This is a genomic window from Blastomonas sp. RAC04 (assembly GCF_001713435.1).
GTDB lineage: Bacteria > Pseudomonadota > Alphaproteobacteria > Sphingomonadales > Sphingomonadaceae > Blastomonas > Blastomonas fulva.
In genome coordinates this window covers 988827-1011204 of record NZ_CP016460.1, presented here as the reverse complement: position 1 = coordinate 1011204, position 22378 = coordinate 988827, and the positions used below count along the sequence as shown (strand labels likewise).

Below are 22378 nucleotides of genomic sequence, written 5' to 3'. Positions count from 1 at the left end.
CCCGTGTGTCTGATCAGCTGCCGGTGAAATTGGGCTTGCGCTTCTGCAGGAAGGATATCGCGCCTTCGCGTGCATCGTTGGTGTCGCCTGCGATCTTCTGTCCTTCGGCCTCGCGGGTCAGCGCGGTGGCGAAGTCGCATTCGAGCGCCTCGACAAGGTTCTTGCGCATGATGCCGAGCGCGACGGTCGGCATCGACGCCAGACGTTTGGCCAGCGCCATCGCCTCGTCCATCAGGCTGTCATGCTCGACCACCTTGTAGACCATGCCCCAGTCGTGCGCCTTGGCGGCGGGGATCTTCTCGCCCAGCATCATCATCTCGGTGGCGCGCGCCTTGCCGATCAGCCGGGTAAGCATCCAGCTCGCGCCGCCATCGGGCACCAAGCCGATATTGACAAACGCCTGCAGGAAATACGCCTTTTCGCTCGCCACGACAAAATCGGGCGCGAGGCCGATCGAGCAGCCGACGCCTGCGGCAGGTCCGTTGACCGCGCTGATCGTCGGGATGTGCAGACGGTGCAGCTTGAGCAGCATCGGATTGTAATGCTGGGTCAGCGCCTTGTAGCTGCCTTGCCCGCCCGAGATCGAGCTGTCACGCCCGCCGGTCAGATCCGCCCCCGAACAGAAACCCTTGCCCGCGCCGGTGATCACCAGCGCGCGCGCATCACCGAGGTGATCGAGCGCATCGTTGATCTCGCCCGCCATCGGCAGCGAGCAGGCATTGAGCCGCTCGGGCACGTTGAGCGTGATGGTGGCGATCTGGTCGGCAATGTCGAGCTTTATGGTTTCGTAGGTCATCATTCTCTCCCTTATCCTTACCCCTCTCCCTTGATGGGAGAGGCCGCCCTTCCCTCTCCCTTGATGGGAGAGGGTTGCGCAGACTTGGCGCTGAAAGTGCCTAGTCGAAGCTGGGTGAGGGTGAAAATGCGCAAGGCCTGCTCTGCCTCACCCTCATCCAACTGCGCCTAGCCGGCTGCGCCGACAAGGCTCCGTATCCTTCTCCCATCAAGGGAGAAGGTTTAATGCCCCTCGCCCTTCGGCGTCTCCATAATCTCGGTCAACACGCCGCCCATGTCCTTGGGGTGCACGAAGAAGATCAAAGTGCCATGCGCGCCGATGCGCGGCTCGCCCAGCACCCGCTTGCCCAGCGCCTGGAAGTCCGCTTTCGCAGCGCGAATATCGGGCACCTCATAGCAGACGTGATGCTGTCCGCCGTTCGGGTTCTTCTCCAGAAACGCCGCGATCGAAGCATTGCCCGGCAGCGGCTCGATCAGCTCGATCTGCGTGCCATTGAGCGCACCATCCGCGCCCGGCGTATCGACAAAGCACACCTTCACCCCCTGTTCGGGCAGGTCGAAGGGATCGTGAATCTTGGTTGCGCCCATGACATCCCGGTAGAAGACGATGCTGTCCGCGATCGAGGGCGTGGCGACGCCGATATGGTTGACACGGCCTAGTTTCATACACTTGCTCCACTTCCGTCATGCTGAACTTGTTTCAGCACCCATTTCTCGTCGCGCGCTTGGCTTCATCCGGAGAAATGGACCCTGAAACGAGTTCAGGGTGACGGGAAAATACGCAATCAAAAGCAATCAAAGCGGAATATTGTCATGCTTCTTCCACGGGTTCTCGAGGCTCTTGTTCCGCAGCTTCCGCAGCCCCAGCGCAATTCTCCGCCGGGTCGAATGCGGCATGATCACTTCATCGATAAAGCCCTTGCTCGCCGCCACGAACGGGTTGGCGAACCTTGCTTCATATTCCTTGGTGCGCTCGGCGATCTCTTCCGGCGTCTTGCCGCGGAAGATGATCTCGACCGCGCCTTTTGCCCCCATCACCGCGATTTCGGCGGTGGGCCAGGCGTAGTTCAAGTCGCCGCGCAGGTGCTTTGAGGCCATCACGTCATACGCGCCGCCATAGGCCTTGCGGGTGATGACGGTGATCTTCGGCACGGTCGCCTCGGCATAGGCAAAGAGCAGTTTCGCACCATGCTTGATGATGCCGCTGTGCTCCTGCGCCACGCCGGGCAGGAAGCCGGGGACATCGACGAAGGTGATGATCGGGATCTCGAAGCAGTCGCAGAAGCGCACGAACCGCGCGGCCTTCTTGGACGAGTTGATGTCGAGACAGCCTGCCAGCACCATCGGCTGGTTGGCGACGACACCCACGGTGCGGCCCTCGATGCGGCCGAAGCCGGTGATGATGTTGCCCGCATGCGTCGGCTGGATCTCGAAGAATTCGCCCTCGTCGAGCGTCTTCCGGATCAGCTCGTGCATGTCATAGGGCATGTTCGGGTTGGCCGGGATCAGCGTGTCGAGGCTGTTCTCGATCCGGTCGAACGGGTCGGCGGTCGGGCGCTCGGGCAGGTCCTCGCGGTTCGACAGCGGCAGGTAATCGATCAGGTCGCGCGCAGCCAGCAGCGCCTCAATATCATTATCGAACGCCACATCGGCGACGCCCGACTTGGCGGTATGCGTCACCGCGCCGCCAAGCTCTTCCTGCGTCACCACCTCGTTGGTCACGGTCTTGACCACATCGGGGCCGGTGACGAACATGTAGCTCGAATCCTTCACCATGAAGATGAAGTCGGTCATCGCGGGCGAGTAGACCGCGCCGCCTGCGCACGGGCCCATGATGAGCGAAAGCTGCGGCACGACGCCGCTGGCGAGTACATTGCGCTGGAACACTTCCGCATAGCCGCCCAAGCTTGCCACGCCTTCCTGGATGCGCGCGCCGCCGGAATCGTTGAGGCCGATCACCGGCGCGCCGACCTTCAGCGCCATATCCATGATCTTGCAGATCTTCTGCGCATGCCGTTCGGACAGCGAACCGCCGAACACGGTGAAATCCTGGCTGAACACGAAGACGAGGCGACCGTTGACCGTCCCCGATCCGGTGACCACGCCATCGCCGGGGATGATCTGGTCCTGCATGCCAAAATCGACGCAGTTGTGCTCGACATACATGTCGAGCTCCTCGAAACTGCCCGGATCGAGCAGCACGTCGATGCGTTCGCGCGCGGTCAGCTTGCCCTTGCTGTGCTGCGCCTCGATCCGCTTGGTGCCGCCGCCCAGATGCGCCTTCTCACGCCGCTCGGCGAGTTCTTCCAATATGGCCTGCATCGCATCCCTCTTGTCTGGAAATCGGTACGCTTCCTTTCCAGCCTTTGGGCATGGGCGCAAATGTTAAATTGCAAACTTGCAAAGCGCATGTTTGCAAACTAACCCTAGGGCATGTCCACCCGCAAGCGCCTCTATGCCGGATCGCGTGTCCGCGCCGCCCGCCGCCGCAGCGGATTGAACCAGGCGGCCATGGCCGAGGCGCTGGGGATTTCGGCGAGTTATCTCAGCCAGATCGAGAATGACGAGCGCCCGGTGACGACAGCGGTGCTGACTGCGCTGTCGCGTCGCTTCGCGTTCGAGACCGAGGGGGACGATGGCGCCGACGCTGCCCCCGCGGTGCAATTGCAGGCGGTGCTCGACGATCCGCTGTTTGCAGGCGCGGACATCGATCCGGCCCGGCTCGCGCGCTGGCAGGAGGTGCAGCCAGATTTCGCTGCGATGCTCAGCACGCTGTATCAGGGATACCGCCAGGCGCAGGAGCGCGCAGCGATGCTCGACGACAGCCTCGCCGGCACCGGCCAGCACACCGCGCGGCTGCCCTGGGAAGAGGTGCGCGACTGGTTTCACGAAGCCGGGAACTATATCGACCTGCTCGACCGCGAGGCCGAGCGGATCGCGGGCGAATTGGCCGATGCGCTGACCATGGATGGCCTGGTGGCGCGGCTTCAGGCGCGCCATGGCATCGCGGTCGTCGGCTGGCAGGGCAATGCTGCCGATAGTGCGCTCAGCCGGTTCGACCGGGCGACGAGGACATTGTCGCTCGACCGCAGCATGGCGCCGGAATCACGCTATTTCCAGCTCGCGCACCGGCTGGTGGCGGAGGAAATGCGCGATGCCATCGCTGCGCTCGCCGCCAGCGCGGACCTTCGCAGCGAACAGGCGCGGCGGTTGGTCGCGGTGGGGCTGGCGAACTACGCCGCCGGCGCGCTGGTCATGCCCTACGCCGCGTTCCGCAACGCCGCCATGGCGTGCCGTCATGATATCGAGCAGTTGAGCCAGCGCTTCGCCGTGAGCTTCGAGCAGGCCTGCCACCGCCTGTCGACGCTGCAGCGCCCCGGCGCGCGCGGGCTGCCAGTGTTCTTCTGCCGGGTCGATATGGCGGGCAACATCACCAAGCGGCACAGCGCCACCCGGCTGCAGTTCGCGCGCTTCGGCGGGGCGTGTCCCTTGTGGGTGGTGCATGAGGCCGCAGCGATCCCCGACCGTATTCTGGTCCAGCTCGCCGAGACCCCCGACGGGGTGCGCTATGTCTCGATGGCCAAGGGGCTGGTCAAACCCTCGGGCAGCTATGGCCGCAAGCCACGCCGCTATGCGGTGGCCCTGGGCTGCGAGGTCGAGCACGCGCGGCATTTCATCTATGCCGACGGGCTCGATACCACCGCGGTCGGTGCGGTCACCCCGATCGGGATCGGCTGCCGCACCTGCCCGCGCGACAATTGCGACCAGCGCGCGTTCCCGCCCACCGATCGCCCGTTGCTGATCGACCCCGACCGGCGCGGCATGGTGCCGTACCGGATCGGGTAACGATCAAGCACGCACCGGCGCTTACTTCATCAGCACCAGCTCTTCGGCCATGCTGGGGTGCAGCGCGACGGTGTCGTCGAACGCCTGTTTTGTCAGCCCCGCCTTCACCGCGATTGCGGCTGCCTGCAGGATTTCGGGCGAATCCGGGCCGATCATGTGCAGCCCGAGGATCTTGCCCGAAGGCTCCTCGGTGATCATCTTGTACAAGCCGCGCTCGGCGCGGTGCGCGAAGACGTTACGCATCGGGCGGAAATCGGACGAATACACGCGGATATTTCCATACCGGTTGCGCGCCTCTCCCTCGGTGAGCCCGACAGACGCGATCGGCGGCTGCGAGAACACGGCCGTCGGGATGCAATTGTAATCCACCGTGCTGGGCTTGCCGCCGAACACGGTATCGGCAAACGCCTGCCCCTCGCGGATCGCTACCGGGGTCAGCTGCACCCGGTTGGTGACGTCGCCCACCGCATAGATGCTGTCGCAGCTGGTCTTGCTGTACTCGTCGACCGGGATCGCACCCAGTTCGTCGGTCTCGATCCCGGCATGTTCCAGACCCAGACCCTCGACATTGGGAACGCGCCCGGTGGCGAACATCACGATGTCGGTGTGGATCGGGTCCTGGCCCTTGAGGAACACGTCGAGCGTGCCGTCGTCGCGCTTCTCGATCTTCTCGAACGGCGCGTTGAACTTGAACTCGATGCCCTTGGTCATCGAGATCTGCAGCAGCCGGTCGCGCAGCGATTCATCATAGCCGCGCAGGATGCTGTCGCCGCGGTTGACGATGGTCACCCGGGTGCCGAGGCCATTGAGGATGCCGGCGAACTCGTTGGCGATATAGCCGCCGCCCGCGATCACCGCGCGTTTGGGCAATTCGGCCAGGTGGAACATCTCGTTCGAGGTCAGGATGTGCTCGGCACCCGGGAAATCGGGCACGAACGGGCGTGCGCCGACCGCGATCAGGATGTACTTGGCGCTGATCTCCTTGCCGCTCGCCAGCTTGACCCGGTGGGGCGCGATGATCGTCGCGCGCTCCTCGATGATGGTGACGTTGTGGTTGTTGAGTGTCGACGTATACGCCGCGTTCAGCCGGTCGACATCGCCCAGCACGCGGTCGCGCAGCACGCTCCAGTCGAACTTCGCGCCCTCGATGGTCCAGCCGTAATTCTGCGCATCTTCCAAGTCTTCAGCAAAGTGCGATCCATAGACCAGCAGCTTCTTGGGGACGCAGCCGCGGATGACGCAGGTGCCGCCGACGCGGTATTCCTCTGCCACCGCGACCTTGGCGCCATAAGACGAGGCGATGCGCGACGCGCGCACCCCGCCCGATCCTGCTCCGATGACGAACAGGTCGAAATCATACTCACTCATGCACTGAAACTCCCGGGAAACGCTTGGACGGCCCTCACAGACCCGCAGCCTCGATCAGCGCGGCGGTGGAAGGGTCGAAATCGCCGGACTGGCGGTTGCCCATGGATTTGGCGATTTCCTTGCCCAATTCAACACCGAACTGGTCAAAAGGATTGATCCCCAGCAGCATCGCATTGGCAAAGGTGCGGTGCTCGTAGAACGCCAGCAGCGCGCCCAGGCTGGCAGGATCGACGCTGTCGAGCAGGATCGTCGCCGATGGCCGGTTGCCCGGATAGCTGCGCTGCGGGTCGTCGCTGGACTTGCCCTGCATCAGCGCGGCACCCTGCGCAAAGCAGTTGGTGAGCAGCGCACGGTGGTGGGCCTCGTCGAACTCGTGCACCGACAGCCGCGCCGCGATGAACTCGACCGGGATCAGGTGCGTGCCCTGGTGGAGCAGCTGGAACACCGCGTGTTGGGCATCGGTGCCCACCCCGCCCCAGGTGATCGGCGCGCTGGGCCGGGTGAGCGCGGAACCATCGCGCTTCACGCGCTTGCCGTTGCTCTCCATCTCGAGCTGCTGGAGGTAATCGGGCAGCAGCCGCAGCCGCTCGTCATAAGCGAACGCCGCGCGCGTCTGGCAGCCTCGGGTCTGGGTGTAATAGAGGTCGGCAAACGCCGCGAGCACCGGCATGTTGCGCTCCCACGGCGCGGTCGCGAAATGCTGGTCCATGGCCAGCGCGCCCGCCCGGAAGGCGGCAAAGCCTTCGTTGCCGAGCGCGAGCGCCACAGGAAAGCCGATGCTCGACCAAACCGAATAGCGTCCGCCAACAGTCTCCGAAAACGGCAGGATGCGCGTCTCGTCGATGCCCCATTCGGCCGCCTTGTCGGGGGCTGCGGTGAGCGCGACCAGTTGGCCATAAGGGTCTTCCACTCCGCCCTCGCGCAGCCATTCTATCGCGCTGGTGGCGTTCATCAGCGTTTCGGTGGTGGTGAAGGTCTTAGAAGCGATCGCGACCAGGGTCTTGGCGGGATCGAAGTTCGCCACCGCCTCGGACAGCGCCTCGCCATCGACATTGGCGACGACCGCAACGTCATAGCGATCGCTGTCGCGGCACAGCGCGTCGATCACCAGTTTGGGCCCCAGCGCCGATCCGCCGATGCCGATGTGCAGGATGTGCCGGATCTCGCCGAACACGCCTTCGTCCACGGCCTCGACCAATGCGGCCATGCGCGCATGGAACATCGCCGCCTGATCGACGGAATCTGCGGCACCCATGCCGCGCTCGGCAGGGTGTTCGGACGCGCGATCCTCGCTGGTGTTGATCTTGGCGCCCGAGAGAAACTGGTCGCGCATCCCGGCCAGATGCATCGCTTCGGCGAGCTGTCCGAACATTCCGATCAGCCCGGCGTCGAGATGCGTCTTGGCGAAATCGAACAGCATGTCGGTGCCACCGATAGCGATCCGGTGCGAGAGCATGTCCAGGCGTCCCGCATCGCCTGCAAACAGATCGGCCAGCGTGGCACGGGGGTGGTCTGCAATCGATTGCCAGATGGCATCGGCGCTGTGCGGCATGGGAGCTCTCTTTCCTGAGGTTCGTCGGTTCGGCGGGTTTAGCGGGGCAATCCGGGCTTGGCGAGAGGCTTCACCCGGGTCATCGCTCGTCGAGAGGGGCTTGACGGGACATGGGGGCGTCCGCAAAGGGAGAAAATGACCGAAACCGTCGCAAACGCCCCGAAAGCCAAGTCCGAAACGGCGGACTTCCTGCAGTTTCTGGTCAAGCTGGCGATTTTCTTCTTCATTCTGCGCAGCTTCATCATTTCGCCGTTCAATATTCCGTCGGAATCGATGCAGCCAAGGCTGGTTGTCGGCGACTATCTGTTGGTGTCGAAATGGTCCTATGGCTATTCGCGATACTCGCTGCCGTTCAACCTGCCGCTGATCCCCGGACGTATCCTCGCAGGCCAGCCCGAGCGCGGCGATGTCGTGGTGTTCAAGGCACCGCCGACCGCCAGTGCGGACTATATCAAGCGCGTCATCGGCCTGCCCGGCGACACCATCGAGATGCGCGACGGCACGGTATGGCTCAATGGCAAGCCGGTGCAAAAGCAGCGCGTTGCCGATTTCCGCATCCCAGTCTCGCCCAACACCCGCTGCTATGACCGCAGCTTCGAGGTGCCGCTGAGCGATGGCACCGCGGTGTGCAGCTATCCGCGCTTCCGCGAGACGCTGCCCAATGGCAAATCCTATTATGTGCTCGACCTGATCGATGCGCCGCGCGACACCACCGAGCCGATTATCGTGCCGCAGGGCCACATGTTCCTGATGGGCGACAACCGCGACAACAGCCTCGACAGCCGCTTCCCCGCGGTCGAAGGCCAGGGCATCGGCATCGTGCCGCAGGACCATCTTGTCGGCCGGGCTTTGGTCACCGTCTTTTCCACCGACGGATCTGCGAGCTGGTTCCTTCCGTGGACATGGATCACCGCAGCGCGCTGGGATCGCATCGGGGAAGGCTTTTGACCCACTCCGTCGATCTTTCGGCCCTGGCGCCGATCATCGACCATGAGCCGAGCAACCCCGCACTCTTCGTGCAGGCGCTCACCCATGGCAGCACCGGCCAGACCCCCGATTACCAGCGGCTCGAATTTCTGGGCGACCGCGTGCTGGGCATGGTGATCGCCGATCTGCTGTATTCGCGCTTCCCCAAGGCGGCAGAAGGCCAGATGTCCGCCTTTCTCAACCGCCTCGTCTCGCGCGAAAGCTGTGCAGAGATTGCGCGTGCGTGCACCCTGGGTCCGCTGATCCGGCTGGGCAAGCAGGCGCGCGACGATGGCGGCGCTGGCAGCACCAACATTCTGGGCGATGTCGTCGAAGCGCTGATCGGCGCGCTGTATCTCGATGGCGGGATGGGCAGCGCTCGCAGCTTTATCGAACGCCATTGGGCAGAGCGCATCGACGCAATCAGCGACGCCCCGCGCCACCCCAAGTCCGAGCTTCAGGAATGGGCCGCTGCGCGCAACCGCAAGACCCCGGTATACACCATGCTCGGCAAGTCCGGGCCCGACCATGACCTGCGCTTTACCGTGCGGGTCGAGATCAAGGGGCTGGGAATGGCGGAAGCCACCGGCACCAGCAAACAGGAAGCCGAAACGCTTGCCGCACGGCAGTTTCTGGCGGAGCACACGACATGACAGACACCACACCCACCCCCGCCCCCGCTTCGACCCGCTGCGGCCTCGTCGCCGTGATCGGTGCGCCGAACGCCGGCAAGTCGACGCTCGTCAACCAGCTGGTCGGCCAGAAGGTCGCGATCACCAGCCCCAAGGCGCAGACTACGCGCGTGCGGCTGCTCGGCATCGCGATCGCGGGCAACACCCAGCTGATGCTGGTCGATACCCCCGGCATCTTCGATCCCAACCGCCGCTTCGACCGCGCGATGGTCAGCGCCGCTTGGGAAGGATCGGACGGCGCGGACGTGATCGCACTGGTCGTCGATGCCAAGGCCAAGCTCAACGAGCGGCTCACGACCCTGGTCGAGCAGCTCGCCACCCGGCGCGAGCGCAAGATCCTAGTGCTCAACAAGGTCGACATCGCCGCGAAGGACAAGTTGCTGATCCAGGCGCAAAAGCTGCACGCCGCAGGCAATTTCGACGAAGTGTTCTTCGTCAGCGCGCAGACCGGCGATGGCGTCCCCGAACTCAAGGCCTTTCTCGCCGATGCGATGCCCGAAGGTGCGTGGCACTTCCCCGAAGACCAGGTCTCGGACGCCAGCGAGCGTATCCTCGCCACCGAAATCACCCGCGAGCAGTTGTTCAACCAGCTCCACGCCGAACTGCCTTATGCCAGCGCGGTGGTCCCGGAAAAATACGTGACCCGCAAGGATGGCTCAGTCGAAATCCACCAGCAGATCCTCGTCGCCCGCGACACCCAGCGCGCGATCGTGCTGGGCAAGGGCGGATCGCGGATCAAGGAAATCGGCGAAAAGGCCCGCACCGAACTCGCCAAGGTGCTCGGAGTCGATGTCCACCTGTATCTCCACGTCAAGGTGCAGGAAGGCTGGGACGAGGACCGCGAAATCTATGAGACGATCGGGCTGGGCTGGGTGAAGTAACGCTGCCAGTATTCGCGCAGGGTCGAGTAATGCGAAAGGCCTTCCAACAGATGCACGGCTTCGACCCTGGGCAGGCGGCGCGCGAGGTCTTTTGCCATTGCAACAGGTGACCAGGTGTCCGCGACGCCTTGATAGAGCGTGACAGGGTGCGTGACCTCACGGAGTTCGGCCTCCCAGCCCTGAACGTACAGCGCGATTTCACCGATGTAGGTTGCGCGTTGGGCCCCAAGCGACTGCTGCAGGATCGGCAACATTGCCGCCTTGAACGCAGCGTCCTTGCTGAGCGCTATATCAGCGCCTTGCGCCGATGCGAACAGGGCATCGTGCAATCTGCCCGGAAACAGCCTCGCGGCGACGAATTGCAGCCGCACAAGGCCGGCGAACAGCGTCGGGTTCGACCTTGCCAGCCTGAACACCGGTGCGCCGGCCATGCCGCCGAGGTAATCGCCCAGCCCGAGCGGGGCTGCGGCAGATACCAGGTCGATCCACCTGACCTGCGAACCCAGATATGGGGCCGTACGCAAGGCAACGCTCGCCCCCAGCGAAAAGCCGATAAGGCGCAGCGGCTGGTTTGGGAAGCGAGTCCGTATGTTCTTTGCGAGTCGCCCGAAATATCCCGCAGGGTCGGCTCCGGCCTTGATGCTGGAGCGGTCAACCACATGGACGGCGCCAAGCCCATCGGCCCAGTGATCGCCAAACAGCACCATCTCGCCCGAGCTTCCGGGAATACCGTGAAAATAGATCGGTTGTTCCGCCATGCCCGATGCTTAGCACGCACTTCCGCCGCTGTTAACGACGACCCGAAGGCCCGACTGATGCAGCAAGTCTCTCCCCTCCCGCAGGCGGGAGGGGAGAAGCTTGCATCAAGCCTCTGCTTTTGCGGGCTTCTTCGGAGCCGCCTTTTTGGCCGGTGCCTTCTTCGCCGCTGGCTTTTTCGCGGGCGCATCCTTCTTCGCCGCAACCTTCTTCGGCGCCGCCTTCTTCGCTGCGGGCTTCTTGCCCTTCTTCGCGGGCGCCTTGGCCGCGCGTTCGGCGATCAGCTGCAGCGCAACGTCGAGCGTCAGTTCGTCCTTGTTCACATCCTTGGGAATGGTCGCATTGACGCTGCCGTCGGTGACATACACGCCATAGCGGCCGTCCATGATCTTGACCTCGGTGTCGGTCGCAGGGTTCGTGCCCAGCACCTTGAGTGGCGCAGGCGCGGCGCGGCTCGAGCGGCCGGGATTGGCGAGTGCCTCGGCAAGCTTGACCACGGCGGCGTTCATGCCGGTCTCGAACACCTCCATCGTGCCGCCAAGCTTTGCGTACTTGCCGTTGTGCGACAGATACGGACCATAGCGGCCGATACTCGCGGTGATCGTCGCGCCAGTCTCGGGGTGCGCGCCGATCTCGCGCGGCAGCGACAGCAGTTTCAGCGCCCATTCGAGCCCGAAATCCTCGCCCGGAACATCCTTGGGGATCGACGAGCGCTTGGCTTCCTTGCCCTCGCCCAGCTGGACATAGGGGCCGAAGCGACCCGAGCGCTTGGTCACGGGCTCGCCGGTCACCGGATCGTTGCCCAGCTCCTCGGGTCCATTGTCGCCGCCATCGCCCTCGCCGCCGCCCTGGGCGAACCGGCGGGTGTATTTGCACTCGGGGTAATTCGAGCACGCCACGAACGCGCCGAACTTGCCGCCGCGCAGCGCGAGACGGCCCTCGCCGCATTTGGGACACAGCCGCGGATCGCCGCCATCGGCCTTTTTGGGGAACAGGTACGGCTCGAGGAAGATATCGAGCTCGGCGGTGATTTCCGACGGCTTCTGCTCCATCACCTCGGCGGTCTTGGGCTTGAAATCGCGCCAGAACGCTTCGAGCACGCTGCGCCATTCGGCACGCCCGCCACTGACATCGTCGAGTTCGTCCTCGAGCCCGGCCGTGAAGTCATAGGCGACGTAGCGCTCGAAGAATCGTTCAAGAAAACCCGTCAACAACCGGCCCGATTCCTCTGCGAAGAAACGGTTTTTCTCAACCTTCACATAGCTGCGATCTTTCAGCACCTGAATGATCGAGGCATAGGTCGAAGGACGCCCGATGCCGAGCTCCTCGAGCCGCTTGACCAACGACGCTTCGGAAAAGCGCGGCGGTGGCTGGGTGAAATGCTGGACCGCGTCCACCGACTTCTTCGCCGGGCTGTCGCCCTTGGACATGATCGGCAGCAAGCCGCCGTCCTCGCTGTCGGAGTCATCGAGCCCCTCTTCGTACAGGGCTAGGAAACCGGGGAATTTCACCACCTGGCCGTTGGCGCGCAGCGCGGTGCGCCCGGTGCCATCGACCAGTTCGACCACGGTGCGCTCGAGCAGCGCGGTCGCCATCTGGCTGGCCAAAGCGCGCTTGAAGATCAGGTCGTACAACCGGGCGTGGTCGCCCGAGCCTGCCCTGTCGCGCGAAAAATCGGTGGGGCGGATCGCCTCATGCGCTTCCTGCGCGTTCTTGGCCTTGGTCTGGTACTGGCGCGGGGTTTCGGGGAGGTAATGGCCCGAATAGCGATCCGAAATCGCCTTGCGCGCTTCCTGGATCGCGCCGGGGTCCATCTGCACGCCGTCGGTCCGCATATAGGTGATCGCGCCGTCCTCGTAGAGCGATTGTGCGATCCGCATCGTATGGCTGGCCGAGAAGCCGAGCTTGCGCGCGGCCTCCTGCTGCAGCGTCGAGGTGGTGAACGGCGGCGGCGGGTTGCGCTTCAGCGGCTTGGTCTCGACCGTCTCCACGGTGAAATGCCCGGCCTCGACCTTGGCCTTGGCGGCCTCGGCCGAGCCTGCGTTGCCCAGCGAGAGCTTGTCGAGCTTCTCGCCCTCAAGCCGCACCAGACGCGCGCTGAAGGGCTGGCCGCCCTGCTCCATCTGCGCGGTGACCGACCAGTATTCCTGCGCGGTAAACGCCTCGATCTCGCGCTCGCGCTCTACGATCAGCCTGAGAGCGACCGACTGCACGCGGCCTGCCGACTTGGCGCCGGGCAGCTTGCGCCACAGCACCGGCGAGAGCGTGAAGCCGACCAGATAATCGAGCGCCCGGCGCGCGCGATAGGCATCGATCAGATCGGTATCGAGCTGGCGCGGTGCGGCCATCGCCTCGGTCACAGCTTTCTTGGTGATCGCGTTGAAGGTAACGCGCTCGACCTCCTTGGGCAGAACCTTGCGCTTGGTCAGCACTTCGAGCACGTGCCAGCTGATCGCCTCGCCCTCGCGATCCGGATCGGTCGCGAGGATCAGACGGTCGGCCTTCTTGGCCTCGTCGGTGATCGCCTTGAGCTGCCGCGTCTTGTCGGCATAGGCTTCCCAGACCATGTCGAAATCATTGTCCGGATCGACCGAGCCATCCTTGGGCGCAAGGTCGCGGATATGGCCATACGAGGCGAGCACCCGGTAATCGGAGCCGAGGTATTTTTCGATGGTCTTGGCCTTGGCCGGCGACTCGACGATAACCAGTTGCATTGATTGGACTTTCTGAAAGCTCTCGCGTGTGCGTATAAGCTGGGGCCGGTTATCCGCATTCGTCAAGGGCGTCCATAGGCCATAATCGAGGTCAGATCAGTGACACCTTTCCCGCCGCATGCCGCTCGATCAGTCCGCCAAGTTCCAGATCGAGCAGGATCATCTGGACCGCCCCGCTCTCCAGCCCCGACTGACGTACGAGTTCGTCCATACCGACAGGCGACGGGCTGAGCAGGCTGATGACGTCTGCCCGCGTCTGTTCGTCCGGTTCGGCAACGGGCGCTGCGGCGGCATAAAGGTTCGTGGGCGTGGCGACCTTCTGCGTCCGGGAACCGGCAAAGGGCTCGACCAGATCCAGAATGTCGGCGACGCTCTGCACCAATGTCGCGCCGCCGCGGATCAGCTCGTTGCAGCCGCGCGAGCGCGAATCGAGCGGCGAGCCGGGGATCGCCATGACGTCGCGCCCGGCTTCGGCGGCCAGCCGCGCGGTGATCAGCGAGCCTGACCTGGGCGCAGCCTCGACCACCAAAGTTCCCAGCGCCATCCCGGCGATGATCCGGTTGCGATAGGGAAAGTGCCGCGCCAGCGGTTCGGTGCCCGGCGGCTGCTCGGCGATCACCAGCGCGCGTGCGCCCATCTCGGCCTGCAGCGCGTGGTTCTCGGGCGGGTAGCTGATGTCGATGCCCGATGCGATCACGCCTGCGGTGCTGGCAGGGCCTGTCCCAGCGATCCGCAACGCGCCCTGATGCGCGGCGGTGTCGATCCCGCGTGCAAGCCCGGAGACGACGAGATAACCCGCTTCGGCGAGCTCTCCTGCGATCTGCCGGGCAAAGCGGCACGCGGCGGCAGAGGCATTGCGCGCGCCGACCATGGCAATCGACGGCCGCTGCAGCAGCGCCAAGTCGCCGCGGACGGTCAGCACCGGCGGCGCATTGTCGATATGCCCAAGCAGCGCGGGATAGCGATCATCGTCGGCAAACAGGTAGCGCGCGCCGGCGGCCTCGACACGGGCGACCTCGGCGGTCACCTGCGCCACGGTTGCGATCCGGATCGCCCTGCCCCCGGCGCGTTGCACCAGGTCGGGCAGCGCCTCGATCGCCGCCTGAGCGTTGCCGAAGCGTGCCATGAGCTGGGCGAAACTGATCGGGCCGACGCGATCGCTGCGCAGCAGGCGAATGCGCGCAAGATGCTCGGCATCAAGCACGGGACAGGCCCGCCAAGCCAGAGGTCAGCCGGCGGAGGACTTGCCGATCTTCGGCTCGGTGCCGGCAATCAGCCGCTGGATGTTGCTGCGGTGCTTCCAGAGCACAAAGCCCAGCATGACCACGAACACCCATAGAGCCTGCTCCCGTCCAAACCACCATGCCGCCACCGGCATCGCCGCCGCCGCCATGATCCCGCCGAGCGACGAGAACCGCGTGGCAAACGCTACCGCCAGCCACACCACGGCAAAAACGACGCCCAGCGGCCAGTAAAGCGCAATCGCGATACCAAGCAAGGTCGCAACCCCCTTGCCGCCATTGAACTTGAGCCAGATCGGATACAAATGCCCGAAAAAGGCGCCCAGCCCGGCAAACGGTCCACTGCCCGGAGCGATGGCCTCGGCGATCGCGATCGCCACAGCACCCTTGCCCAGATCGAACAGCAGGGTCGCTGCAGCCAGCCCCTTGCGCCCGGTCCGCAGCACGTTGGTCGCACCGATATTGCCCGACCCGATTGAGCGCAGATCACCCGCGCCCGCCATCCGGGTGAGGATGATGCCGAACGGGATCGAGCCCAGCAGATAGCCCATCAGCATCAGTGCACCGAGCGTCGCCACCGCGATTCCAGCCAGATCGTTCATCATTGCCAACCCTTGTTCCTGCACGGCAAATCGTCTGCCGCGTGCATAGGCAAAGCGGCGGTTTTGGCAAGCATGGTTGATTGCGCCGACCGCGATGCTAAGCGGGGATTATGACGTCCTCATTGCCTGCCGAGCCCGCCATCGCTGCCGATGCGCCGCTGCTGTTCTTCGATTCCGGCGTAGGCGGTCTGACGGTGCTGGATGCGGCGCGCGCGCTGCTTCCCGATGCACCGATCGTCTATGCCGCCGATTTCGCAGGCCTGCCCTATGGCGAAAAGAGCGAGGCAGAGATTGCCGCGCGTGTGCCTGCGCTGCTCGGGCGGCTGGTGGAGCGCTATCGCCCGCGGCTGATCACCATCGCCTGCAATACCGCCTCGACCATTGCCCTGCCCCAGGTACGCGCCGCGCTCGACCTGCCGATCGTCGGCACCGTGCCCGCGATCAAGCCCGCGTCCGAACAGTCGCGCAGCCGCGTCATCGGCGTGCTGGGGACCGAGGCGACGGTGCGCCAGCCCTATGTCACCAACCTGACACGCGAGTTCGCCAGCGACGCCACCATCCTGCGCTTCGGCGCGCCCGAACTGGTGCGCGCGGCCGAAATGAAGCTGCGCGGCGAAGTGCCCGACCCTGCGATCTTCGACCGCGCCGTCGCCGGACTGGTCAGCCAGGAACGCGCAGTGGCGATCGATACCGTAGTGCTGGCCTGCACGCACTTTCCGCTGGTGCAGGACGAGCTCGCGCGTGCCTTTGGCAGGCCGGTCACCTTCGTGCACGGCGCCGAAGGAATCGCCCGGCGAATCGCGTATCTCACCCGCGGCCAGAGCTTTTTCGGCAACGGGCTGCGCTTCGTGGCGACCGGCCCCGCGGGCGACATCGTACCCTACAAGCCAGTGCTCGAGGCGCGCGGATTTACAAGCTTCGACACGCTTTGAGCGCCTGCTGATCGACTGGTTCGATCATGGCGATGTGCAATTTCGGTTGGTCGCAGGGCTCGTCCTGGCCTACCCGGGCATCGTATCGAAGCGGCTTCAGGATCACGGCAATGCTGCAGGGTGGGACAATTTGTCCACCCCGCAACCGGCCCAAACCCCGCAGTTGCGAGCCGTTATCGCTGGAAATGCGGGATTTAATTGCTATTACATCGCCAGCCAACGCGTCAGCAATGGGTCGCTTCACACCAGCGCAACGGCATGGGTTATCACTCGTCAGGACTAAGGTGGCCGCGTGAACTACGACCAGATTTTCGAAGCTGCGATTGACCGGCTGCACGCCGAAGGCCGTTACCGGGTGTTCATCGACATCCTGCGCAACAAGGGCGCCTATCCCAACGCGCGCTGCTTTCACGGCCACAACGGCCCCAAGCCGATCACCGTGTGGTGCTCCAACGATTATCTCACCATGGGCCAGCACCCCAAGGTGATCGAGGCGATGGAAGAGGCTTTGCACAATGTCGGCGCGGGCTCGGGCGGCACTCGCAACATCGGCGGCAACACGCATTATCACGTCGAGCTGGAACACGAGCTGTCCGACCTGCACGACAAGCAGGGTGCCTTGCTGTTCACCTCGGGCTATGTCTCGAACGATGCGACGCTCTCGACGCTGGCGCGCATTCTGCCCGGTTGCATCATCTTTTCAGACGAACTCAATCACGCATCGATGATCGCGGGGATCCGGAACTCGGGCTGCGAAAAGCGCGTGTTCCGTCACAACGACGTCGAGCATCTCGAAGAACTGCTCGCCGCCGAAGACCCGGACGTGCCCAAGCTGATCGCGTTCGAAAGCGTCTATTCGATGGATGGCGATGTCGCCCCGATCCACGCGATCTGCGACCTGGCAGACAAGTATAACGCGCTGACCTATCTTGACGAAGTGCACGCCGTTGGCATGTACGGCAAGCGCGGCGGCGGCATTTCGGAACGCGACGAGGCGGCGCATCGGCTGACGATCATCGAGGGCACATTGGGCAAGGCGTTCGGCGTGATGGGCGGTTATATCGCCGCCGACCAGCGGATCATCGATGTCATTCGCAGCTATGCTCCCGGCTTCATCTTCACCACATCGCTGTCGCCCGTGCTGGTTGCAGGCGCGCTTGCCAGCGTGAAGCATCTCAAGCAGTCGAGCGAGGAGCGCGACGGCCAGCAGGCAGCGGCAGCGATGCTCAAGCAGTTGTTCACCGAAGCCGGTCTGCCGGTGATGGACACCACCACGCACATCGTTCCGCTGATGGTGGGCGATCCGGTCAAGGCCAAGCGGATTAGCGATATGCTGCTCGCCGAATACGGCGTATATGTTCAGCCGATCAATTTTCCCACCGTGCCGCGCGGCACCGAAAGGCTGCGTTTCACTCCGGGCCCGTCCCATGATGAAGCCATGATGCGTGATCTGACATCGGCTTTGGTGGAAATCTGGGAAAGGCTCGAGCTTCGCAAGGCAGCCTGATGTCATGGCCCCAACCCGTTATAGCCTGGGCGCTATCGTTCTCCACTGGCTGATCGCCGCGGCGCTCGCCTTTCAGATCATCTTTGCAGAATCGCTTGAGGGGCCGCGCGGGCCCGACCTGTTTGCCCGGTTCCAGCTGCACAAATCGGTCGGGATCACCATCCTGTTGCTGAGCGTCCTGCGGGTCGGATGGCGGCTGATCGTGCCGCGACCTGCTGCGGTGCCAGGACCGAAATGGGCGATGACTCTGTCCTCGCTGGTGCATCTGGGCTTCTATATCGTCATGATCGGCGCGCCGCTCACCGGGTGGATACTGGTGTCAACCTCTGACATCAAGGTGGACACGCTGCTGTTCGGATCGATCCCCTGGCCCAATCTGCCGGTTCCGCAATGGATGGGCGAGCCTTCCGAGGAGATCCACGAGATCCTGCCCAATGTCGGCATCGCGCTGCTCGTACTGCATGTCGCAGGCGCGCTGAGGCACCAGTATCTGCTCGGAACGCCGATCCTGGCGCGGATGCTGCCAGGAGGACGCGGCAAGGCGATCGGCGCCGTGGCGCTCGCCGCCGCGATCATGCTCGGCGGAATCGTGCTGGGCAAGATCGTCGACCCCAAGGGCGCCAGCGCAGCGCCGGCTGCCAAGGTGCAAGCCGAGGCCGAACCGGTTGCGGCCCCCGCAGCCGCCCCCGAGCCGGTTGCAGCCGCTGAGCCGCTCGCGGCCGAAGAGGCACAGGCCAAGCCATCCGACGAAGAAGCCAGTGCGCCACGCACCTGGGCCCAGGCGCCCGGCGGCAGGCTGGGCTTTACCGCACAATGGAATGGCGAGCCGGTCACCGGCAGCTTCGGCAAATGGTCATCGAATATTCTGTTTGCGCCCGATGCGCTGGAAGCGTCCAAGGTCGATGTCAGCATCGACCTGGCGTCGGTTGATACCGGCGACAGCCAACGCGATGGTACGCTCACCGATACCGATTTCTTCGACACATCGCGCTTTGCCAGGGCCAGCTATCGCGCCACCCGCTTCACGGCTCTGGGAGGCGACCGCTACCGCGCCGATGGCACGCTAACCTTGCGCGGCGTCAGCAAGCCGGTGCCGCTGGCGTTCACGCTGACCATTGCGGGTGACAAGGCGCGTGCACGCGGCACCGCGCGGATCGACCGCACCAGCTTCGGCGTCGGCCAGGGCGAGTATGCCAGCACCACCGAGATCGCCGGCCCGGTTGCGATCAGCTTCGACTTTGCGGCGACCGCCAAAGATTGAAGCTGCCCTGCGGGCACCCATATGCTCAAGTGATGAGCAGCGCCCCCCACTGGATCGAACCCCATCCCCATGGCATCTTCGTCCGCCCCGCCAATGCCTGGATCGATCCCTCGCGCCCGGTGTCCCGCGCGCTGATCACGCATGGCCATGCCGATCACGCGCGTGGCGGGCATGATGCAGTGTGGGCGACGCCCGAAACGCTGGCGATCATCAATCTGCGCTATGGCCGTTATCCGGGCGAAAACGCGATTGGATATGGCGATGCGCTTGATCTCAATGGCGTCAAGGTGTCATTCCACCCGGCAGGCCATGTGCTGGGCTCGGCGCAGATCCGGATGGAGTATCAGGGCGAAACTGTCGTCGTTACCGGTGATTTCAAGCGGCGACCCGATCCCAGCTGCGCACCGTTCGAACTGGTGCCGTGCGACATTTTCATCACCGAGGCGACCTTCGGCCTGCCGGTGTTCCGCCACCCCCCAACGTCCGAGGAAATCGGCAAGCTGCTCGCGATGCGTGATGCGCACCCTGAAGGCTGTGTGCTGGTCGGCGCCTATGCGCTGGGCAAGGCGCAGCGGGTGATCACAGAACTGCGCGCGCTGGGCTATGACGAGCCGATCTATCTGCACGGCGCGCTCGAGAAGATGTGCGCGCTCTATGCCGATCATGGCGTCGCGATGGGACCGCTTCTGCCGGTTGCGGGCACCGACAAGGCCGATCTGCGCGGGACCATCGTGCTTGCCCCGCCCTCGGCGCTCGCCGACCGCTGGAGCCGCCGCCTGCCCGATCCGGTAACCTCGATGGCCTCGGGCTGGATGCGAGTGCGCGCCCGCGCGCAGCAGCGCGGCGTCGAACTGCCGCTGATCATCTCGGACCATGCAGACTGGGACGAGCTGACCACCACGATCCGCGAGGTCGCGCCCAAGCAGGTGTGGGTCACCCATGGGCGCGAGGAAGCGCTGCTGCGCTGGTGCGAGCTGCATCAGATCAAGGCGCGCGCGCTGGCACTGATAGGCCGCGAAGATGAGGACGAGGGCTGATGCGCGCGTTCGCTGCGCTCGTCACCCAGCTGGGCTATACCCGCTCGCGCAACGCCAAGGTCGCGCTGATAGCGGACTATCTGCGCGCTGCACCCGATCCCGATCGCGGCTGGGCGCTGGCCGCGCTGACCGGCGAGGCGGATTTTGCAGCAGTGAAATCCTCGTCCGTCCGTACCATGGCGATGGAACGGGTCGACCCCGAGCTGTTCCGCCTGAGCCGCGATTTCGTCGGCGATACCGCCGAAACGGTCGCGCTGATCTGGCCCGAGACGGCACCTCCCGCCAACGAACTGAGGCTTGCCGATGCGGTGGACAGCTTTGCCAATGTCAGCCGGGCCCGCGCGCCAGCGCTGCTCGCCGAATATATGGACAGGCTGGACAGCGATGGCCGCTATGCGCTGATCAAGCTCGCGACAGGCGCAATGCGCGTCGGCATCTCCGCCCGGCTCGCCAAGACCGCTTTTGCCCAAGCCTTCGGGCTAGATGTCGATGCGGTCGAAGAGGTGTGGCACGCGCTGTCGCCGCCCTATGCCAGCCTTTTCGCCTGGGGTGAAGGCGGCGCGCGGCCCGATCCCGAGGGCACCCCCTATTTCCGCCCGTTCATGCTCGCGCACCCGCTCGAGGACGGCACGGTCGACCTTGCCGATTATGCTGCCGAGTGGAAATGGGATGGCATCCGCATCCAGATCGTCCGTGTCGGTGATGACGTGAGGCTGTTCAGCCGGGGCGGCGACGACATTACCGCAGCGTTCCCCGACATCGCCGCGCACATGCCGGTCGAGGGTGTGTTCGATGGCGAACTGCTGGTGCGGGGCGATGCGCAGATGGGCGAGGCTGCAAGCTTCAACGCGCTGCAGCAACGGCTGGGGCGCAAGACGGTCTCGGCCAAGATGCTCGCCGAGGCGCCCGCGTTCGTGCGGCTGTATGATCTGCTGATCGACGGCTGCGAAGACCTGCGGCTGCAACCCTGGCACCTGCGGCGCGCGCGGCTCGAGCAGCGCATGGGCGCGCTTCCCGCCGACCGGTTCGACCTGTCGCAGATCATCATGGCGCAGGATTTCGACGAGCTCGGCCGCATCCGCGATGGCGCGCGAGATGCCGCGATCGAGGGGGTGATGCTCAAGCGCCGCGACAGCCTGTATGTCCCCGGGCGCCGCGTTGGACTGTGGTACAAATGGAAGCGCGATCCGCTGAGCGCCGATTGCGTGATGATGTATGCGCAACGCGGCAGCGGCAAGCGCTCGTCCTTCTATTCGGACTATACCTTCGGCTGCTGGACCGAGGACGGCGAGCTGGTCCCGGTGGGCAAGGCCTATTCGGGTTTCTCCGACACCGAGCTCAAATGGCTCGACAAGTTCGTCCGCCAGAATACCGTCAATCGCTTCGGCCCGGTGCGCGAGGTCGAAAAGTCGCTGGTGCTCGAAGTGGCCTTCGATTCGATCCACGAATCCAAGCGCCACAAATCGGGTATCGCGATGCGCTTTCCGCGTATCTCGAGGCTGCGGCGTGACAAGCCCGCTGCCGAGGCGGATACGGTGACGACGCTGCGAGCGCTGATAACCTAGGGCTAGGCTCAGCCGCCGATCACCGCATATTGCGCATAGCCGCGATAGAGGTTGCGGTGCTCGACCAGCAGGCCGCGCTGATGGGCGACCTGCCGCGTCACCGCTTCAAGTTCGGCCCTGGGACTGACCTGGAACCGGTCCAGCCAGGCATGCAGACCGCGTGAGAACCACTCGGGCAAACCCCGCTGGCTGCCGAAATCGACGACATGCATCCTGCCGCCGGACACCAGAGCGTCGGCTCCAGCCGAGATCGCCTGCTCCCAATCCGGGATCATCGACAGCGTGTAGGAGCAGAACACGCGGTCCACCCCGGCGATGCCGAACAGCCGCCTGGGCGAAAATGCGGTGGCGTCGCCCTTGGTCAGGCTGATCCGCTCCGAAAGCCCAGCGCGCCGGACCGATTCGCGCGCATTTTCCAGCATTGCTTCGGAGATATCGAACCCGAGAAACCGCGCATGCGGATAGCGCCGCGCAGCAAGGATCAGGTTGCGCGCGGTCCCGCACCCCATTTCCAGCACCAGCCCGCCCGGGGGCGGTGCCAGATCGGCGATCAGCCGGTCACGCCCCAGCAGATAATATTTGCGGGTCAGGTCGTAGATATGCCGCTGGGTGCGATAGATGGCATCCATGCTTTCGCCATGGTCGGATGTCGGCATGCTCACC

Annotated in this window: 19 protein-coding genes; 9 read left to right on the top strand and 10 right to left on the bottom strand. The window is 64.5% G+C overall.

The annotated features are described in order from the left end of the window. Positions 1-13: 13 nt before the first annotated feature. From BSY18_RS05910 to BSY18_RS05900, 3 genes are all read right to left on the bottom strand, one after another. Positions 14-796, bottom strand: coding sequence for an enoyl-CoA hydratase-related protein (locus tag BSY18_RS05910; RefSeq protein ID WP_069051735.1), 783 nt, complete (start codon positions 794-796; stop codon positions 14-16). Between the two features lie 221 nt (positions 797-1017). After that, positions 1018-1461, bottom strand: coding sequence for a methylmalonyl-CoA epimerase (gene mce, locus BSY18_RS05905; protein WP_069049975.1), 444 nt, complete (start codon positions 1459-1461; stop codon positions 1018-1020). 129 nt (positions 1462-1590) lie between these two features. After that, a complete protein-coding gene (locus tag BSY18_RS05900; protein WP_069049974.1) occupies positions 1591-3117 on the bottom strand; it encodes an acyl-CoA carboxylase subunit beta in 1527 nt (508 codons plus the stop codon). A gap of 111 nt (positions 3118-3228) precedes the next feature. Here BSY18_RS05900 and BSY18_RS05895 point away from each other — a divergent pair, with 111 nt between their 5' ends. After that, entirely contained in the window at positions 3229-4641 is a 1413-nt protein-coding gene (locus BSY18_RS05895; RefSeq protein ID WP_069049973.1) for a helix-turn-helix domain-containing protein, read from the top strand. A gap of 21 nt (positions 4642-4662) precedes the next feature. Here the strand turns inward: BSY18_RS05895 and gor are convergent, their stop codons facing one another. Together gor and pgi are read right to left on the bottom strand one after the other, a co-directional pair. Continuing rightward, on the bottom strand, positions 4663-6009 hold the full coding sequence (gor, locus tag BSY18_RS05890) for a glutathione-disulfide reductase (RefSeq protein ID WP_069049972.1): 1347 nt from the start codon (positions 6007-6009) through the stop codon (positions 4663-4665). A 34-nt stretch (positions 6010-6043) separates the two neighbouring features. Beyond that, entirely contained in the window at positions 6044-7561 is a 1518-nt protein-coding gene (gene pgi / locus BSY18_RS05885; protein WP_069049971.1) for a glucose-6-phosphate isomerase, read from the bottom strand. Positions 7562-7696: 135 nt separating this feature from the next. Here pgi and lepB point away from each other — a divergent pair, with 135 nt between their 5' ends. Genes lepB through era form a run of 3 tightly spaced genes read left to right on the top strand, consistent with a single transcriptional unit; the run spans position 7697 to position 10100 of the window. Further along, positions 7697-8509 carry a signal peptidase I gene (gene lepB, locus BSY18_RS05880; RefSeq protein ID WP_069049970.1) on the top strand — a complete coding sequence of 271 codons (813 nt, stop codon included), beginning with the start codon at positions 7697-7699 and terminating at the stop codon, positions 8507-8509. After that, entirely contained in the window at positions 8464-9180 is a 717-nt protein-coding gene (rnc, locus tag BSY18_RS05875; protein ID WP_069049969.1) for a ribonuclease III, read from the top strand. The genes lepB and rnc overlap by 46 nt, the downstream gene beginning before the upstream one ends. Next, positions 9177-10100: a GTPase Era gene (era, locus tag BSY18_RS05870; RefSeq protein WP_069049968.1), complete on the top strand. Its 924-nt coding sequence runs from the start codon at positions 9177-9179 to the stop codon at positions 10098-10100. The genes rnc and era overlap by 4 nt, the downstream gene beginning before the upstream one ends. Here the strand turns inward: era and BSY18_RS05865 are convergent. From BSY18_RS05865 to plsY, 4 genes are all read right to left on the bottom strand, one after another. After that, positions 10067-10858, bottom strand: a complete 792-nt coding sequence (locus BSY18_RS05865) for a serine aminopeptidase domain-containing protein (RefSeq protein WP_069049967.1) — start codon at positions 10856-10858, stop codon at positions 10067-10069. The two genes, era and BSY18_RS05865, sit on opposite strands and share 34 nt — an antisense overlap. A gap of 105 nt (positions 10859-10963) precedes the next feature. Next, positions 10964-13570: a type I DNA topoisomerase gene (topA, locus tag BSY18_RS05860; RefSeq protein WP_069049966.1), complete on the bottom strand. Its 2607-nt coding sequence runs from the start codon at positions 13568-13570 to the stop codon at positions 10964-10966. Between the two features lie 91 nt (positions 13571-13661). Further along, a complete protein-coding gene (gene dprA, locus BSY18_RS05855) occupies positions 13662-14774 on the bottom strand; it encodes a DNA-processing protein DprA (RefSeq protein WP_069049965.1) in 1113 nt (370 codons plus the stop codon). Positions 14775-14798: 24 nt separating this feature from the next. Next, positions 14799-15413, bottom strand: coding sequence for a glycerol-3-phosphate 1-O-acyltransferase PlsY (gene plsY / locus BSY18_RS05850; protein ID WP_069051734.1), 615 nt, complete (start codon positions 15411-15413; stop codon positions 14799-14801). Positions 15414-15523: 110 nt separating this feature from the next. Between plsY and murI the strand changes: the two genes are divergently transcribed. The 5 genes from murI (at position 15524) to BSY18_RS05825 (ending at position 21715) form a co-directional block, all read left to right on the top strand. Beyond that, positions 15524-16345, top strand: a complete 822-nt coding sequence (gene murI / locus BSY18_RS05845) for a glutamate racemase (RefSeq protein ID WP_069049964.1) — start codon at positions 15524-15526, stop codon at positions 16343-16345. 292 nt (positions 16346-16637) lie between these two features. Beyond that, positions 16638-17852 (top strand): 5-aminolevulinate synthase, encoded by a 1215-nt coding sequence (gene hemA, locus BSY18_RS05840; protein WP_054134987.1) that lies wholly within the window; start codon positions 16638-16640, stop codon positions 17850-17852. A 4-nt stretch (positions 17853-17856) separates the two neighbouring features. Beyond that, positions 17857-19113, top strand: a complete 1257-nt coding sequence (locus tag BSY18_RS05835; RefSeq protein ID WP_069049963.1) for a YceI family protein — start codon at positions 17857-17859, stop codon at positions 19111-19113. Positions 19114-19145: 32 nt separating this feature from the next. Further along, positions 19146-20150, top strand: coding sequence for a ligase-associated DNA damage response exonuclease (locus BSY18_RS05830; protein ID WP_069049962.1), 1005 nt, complete (start codon positions 19146-19148; stop codon positions 20148-20150). Then, entirely contained in the window at positions 20150-21715 is a 1566-nt protein-coding gene (locus BSY18_RS05825) for a cisplatin damage response ATP-dependent DNA ligase (RefSeq protein WP_069049961.1), read from the top strand. The genes BSY18_RS05830 and BSY18_RS05825 overlap by 1 nt, the downstream gene beginning before the upstream one ends. Before the next feature lie 8 nt (positions 21716-21723). On the opposite strand, the gene BSY18_RS05820 is transcribed toward BSY18_RS05825, so the two are convergent. After that, on the bottom strand, positions 21724-22371 hold the full coding sequence (locus tag BSY18_RS05820; protein WP_236823458.1) for a class I SAM-dependent methyltransferase: 648 nt from the start codon (positions 22369-22371) through the stop codon (positions 21724-21726). Between the last annotated feature and the right edge of the window lie 7 nt (positions 22372-22378).

Coding starts and splice junctions, on each gene's coding strand:
- murI (WP_069049964.1), top strand. CDS start 15,524: ATGACGTCCTCATTGCCTGCCGAGCCCGCCATCGCTGCCGATGCGCCG.
- plsY (WP_069051734.1), bottom strand. CDS start 15,413: ATGAACGATCTGGCTGGAATCGCGGTGGCGACGCTCGGTGCACTGATG.
- gor (WP_069049972.1), bottom strand. CDS start 6,009: ATGAGTGAGTATGATTTCGACCTGTTCGTCATCGGAGCAGGATCGGGC.
- rnc (WP_069049969.1), top strand. CDS start 8,464: ATGGATCACCGCAGCGCGCTGGGATCGCATCGGGGAAGGCTTTTGACC.
- lepB (WP_069049970.1), top strand. CDS start 7,697: ATGACCGAAACCGTCGCAAACGCCCCGAAAGCCAAGTCCGAAACGGCG.
- BSY18_RS05865 (WP_069049967.1), bottom strand. CDS start 10,858: ATGGCGGAACAACCGATCTATTTTCACGGTATTCCCGGAAGCTCGGGC.
- BSY18_RS05825 (WP_069049961.1), top strand. CDS start 20,150: ATGCGCGCGTTCGCTGCGCTCGTCACCCAGCTGGGCTATACCCGCTCG.
- BSY18_RS05900 (WP_069049974.1), bottom strand. CDS start 3,117: ATGCAGGCCATATTGGAAGAACTCGCCGAGCGGCGTGAGAAGGCGCAT.
- BSY18_RS05830 (WP_069049962.1), top strand. CDS start 19,146: ATGAGCAGCGCCCCCCACTGGATCGAACCCCATCCCCATGGCATCTTC.
- era (WP_069049968.1), top strand. CDS start 9,177: ATGACAGACACCACACCCACCCCCGCCCCCGCTTCGACCCGCTGCGGC.
- topA (WP_069049966.1), bottom strand. CDS start 13,570: ATGCAACTGGTTATCGTCGAGTCGCCGGCCAAGGCCAAGACCATCGAA.
- BSY18_RS05910 (WP_069051735.1), bottom strand. CDS start 796: ATGACCTACGAAACCATAAAGCTCGACATTGCCGACCAGATCGCCACC.
- BSY18_RS05835 (WP_069049963.1), top strand. CDS start 17,857: ATGGCCCCAACCCGTTATAGCCTGGGCGCTATCGTTCTCCACTGGCTG.
- BSY18_RS05895 (WP_069049973.1), top strand. CDS start 3,229: ATGTCCACCCGCAAGCGCCTCTATGCCGGATCGCGTGTCCGCGCCGCC.
- mce (WP_069049975.1), bottom strand. CDS start 1,461: ATGAAACTAGGCCGTGTCAACCATATCGGCGTCGCCACGCCCTCGATC.
- BSY18_RS05820 (WP_236823458.1), bottom strand. CDS start 22,371: ATGCCGACATCCGACCATGGCGAAAGCATGGATGCCATCTATCGCACC.
- pgi (WP_069049971.1), bottom strand. CDS start 7,561: ATGCCGCACAGCGCCGATGCCATCTGGCAATCGATTGCAGACCACCCC.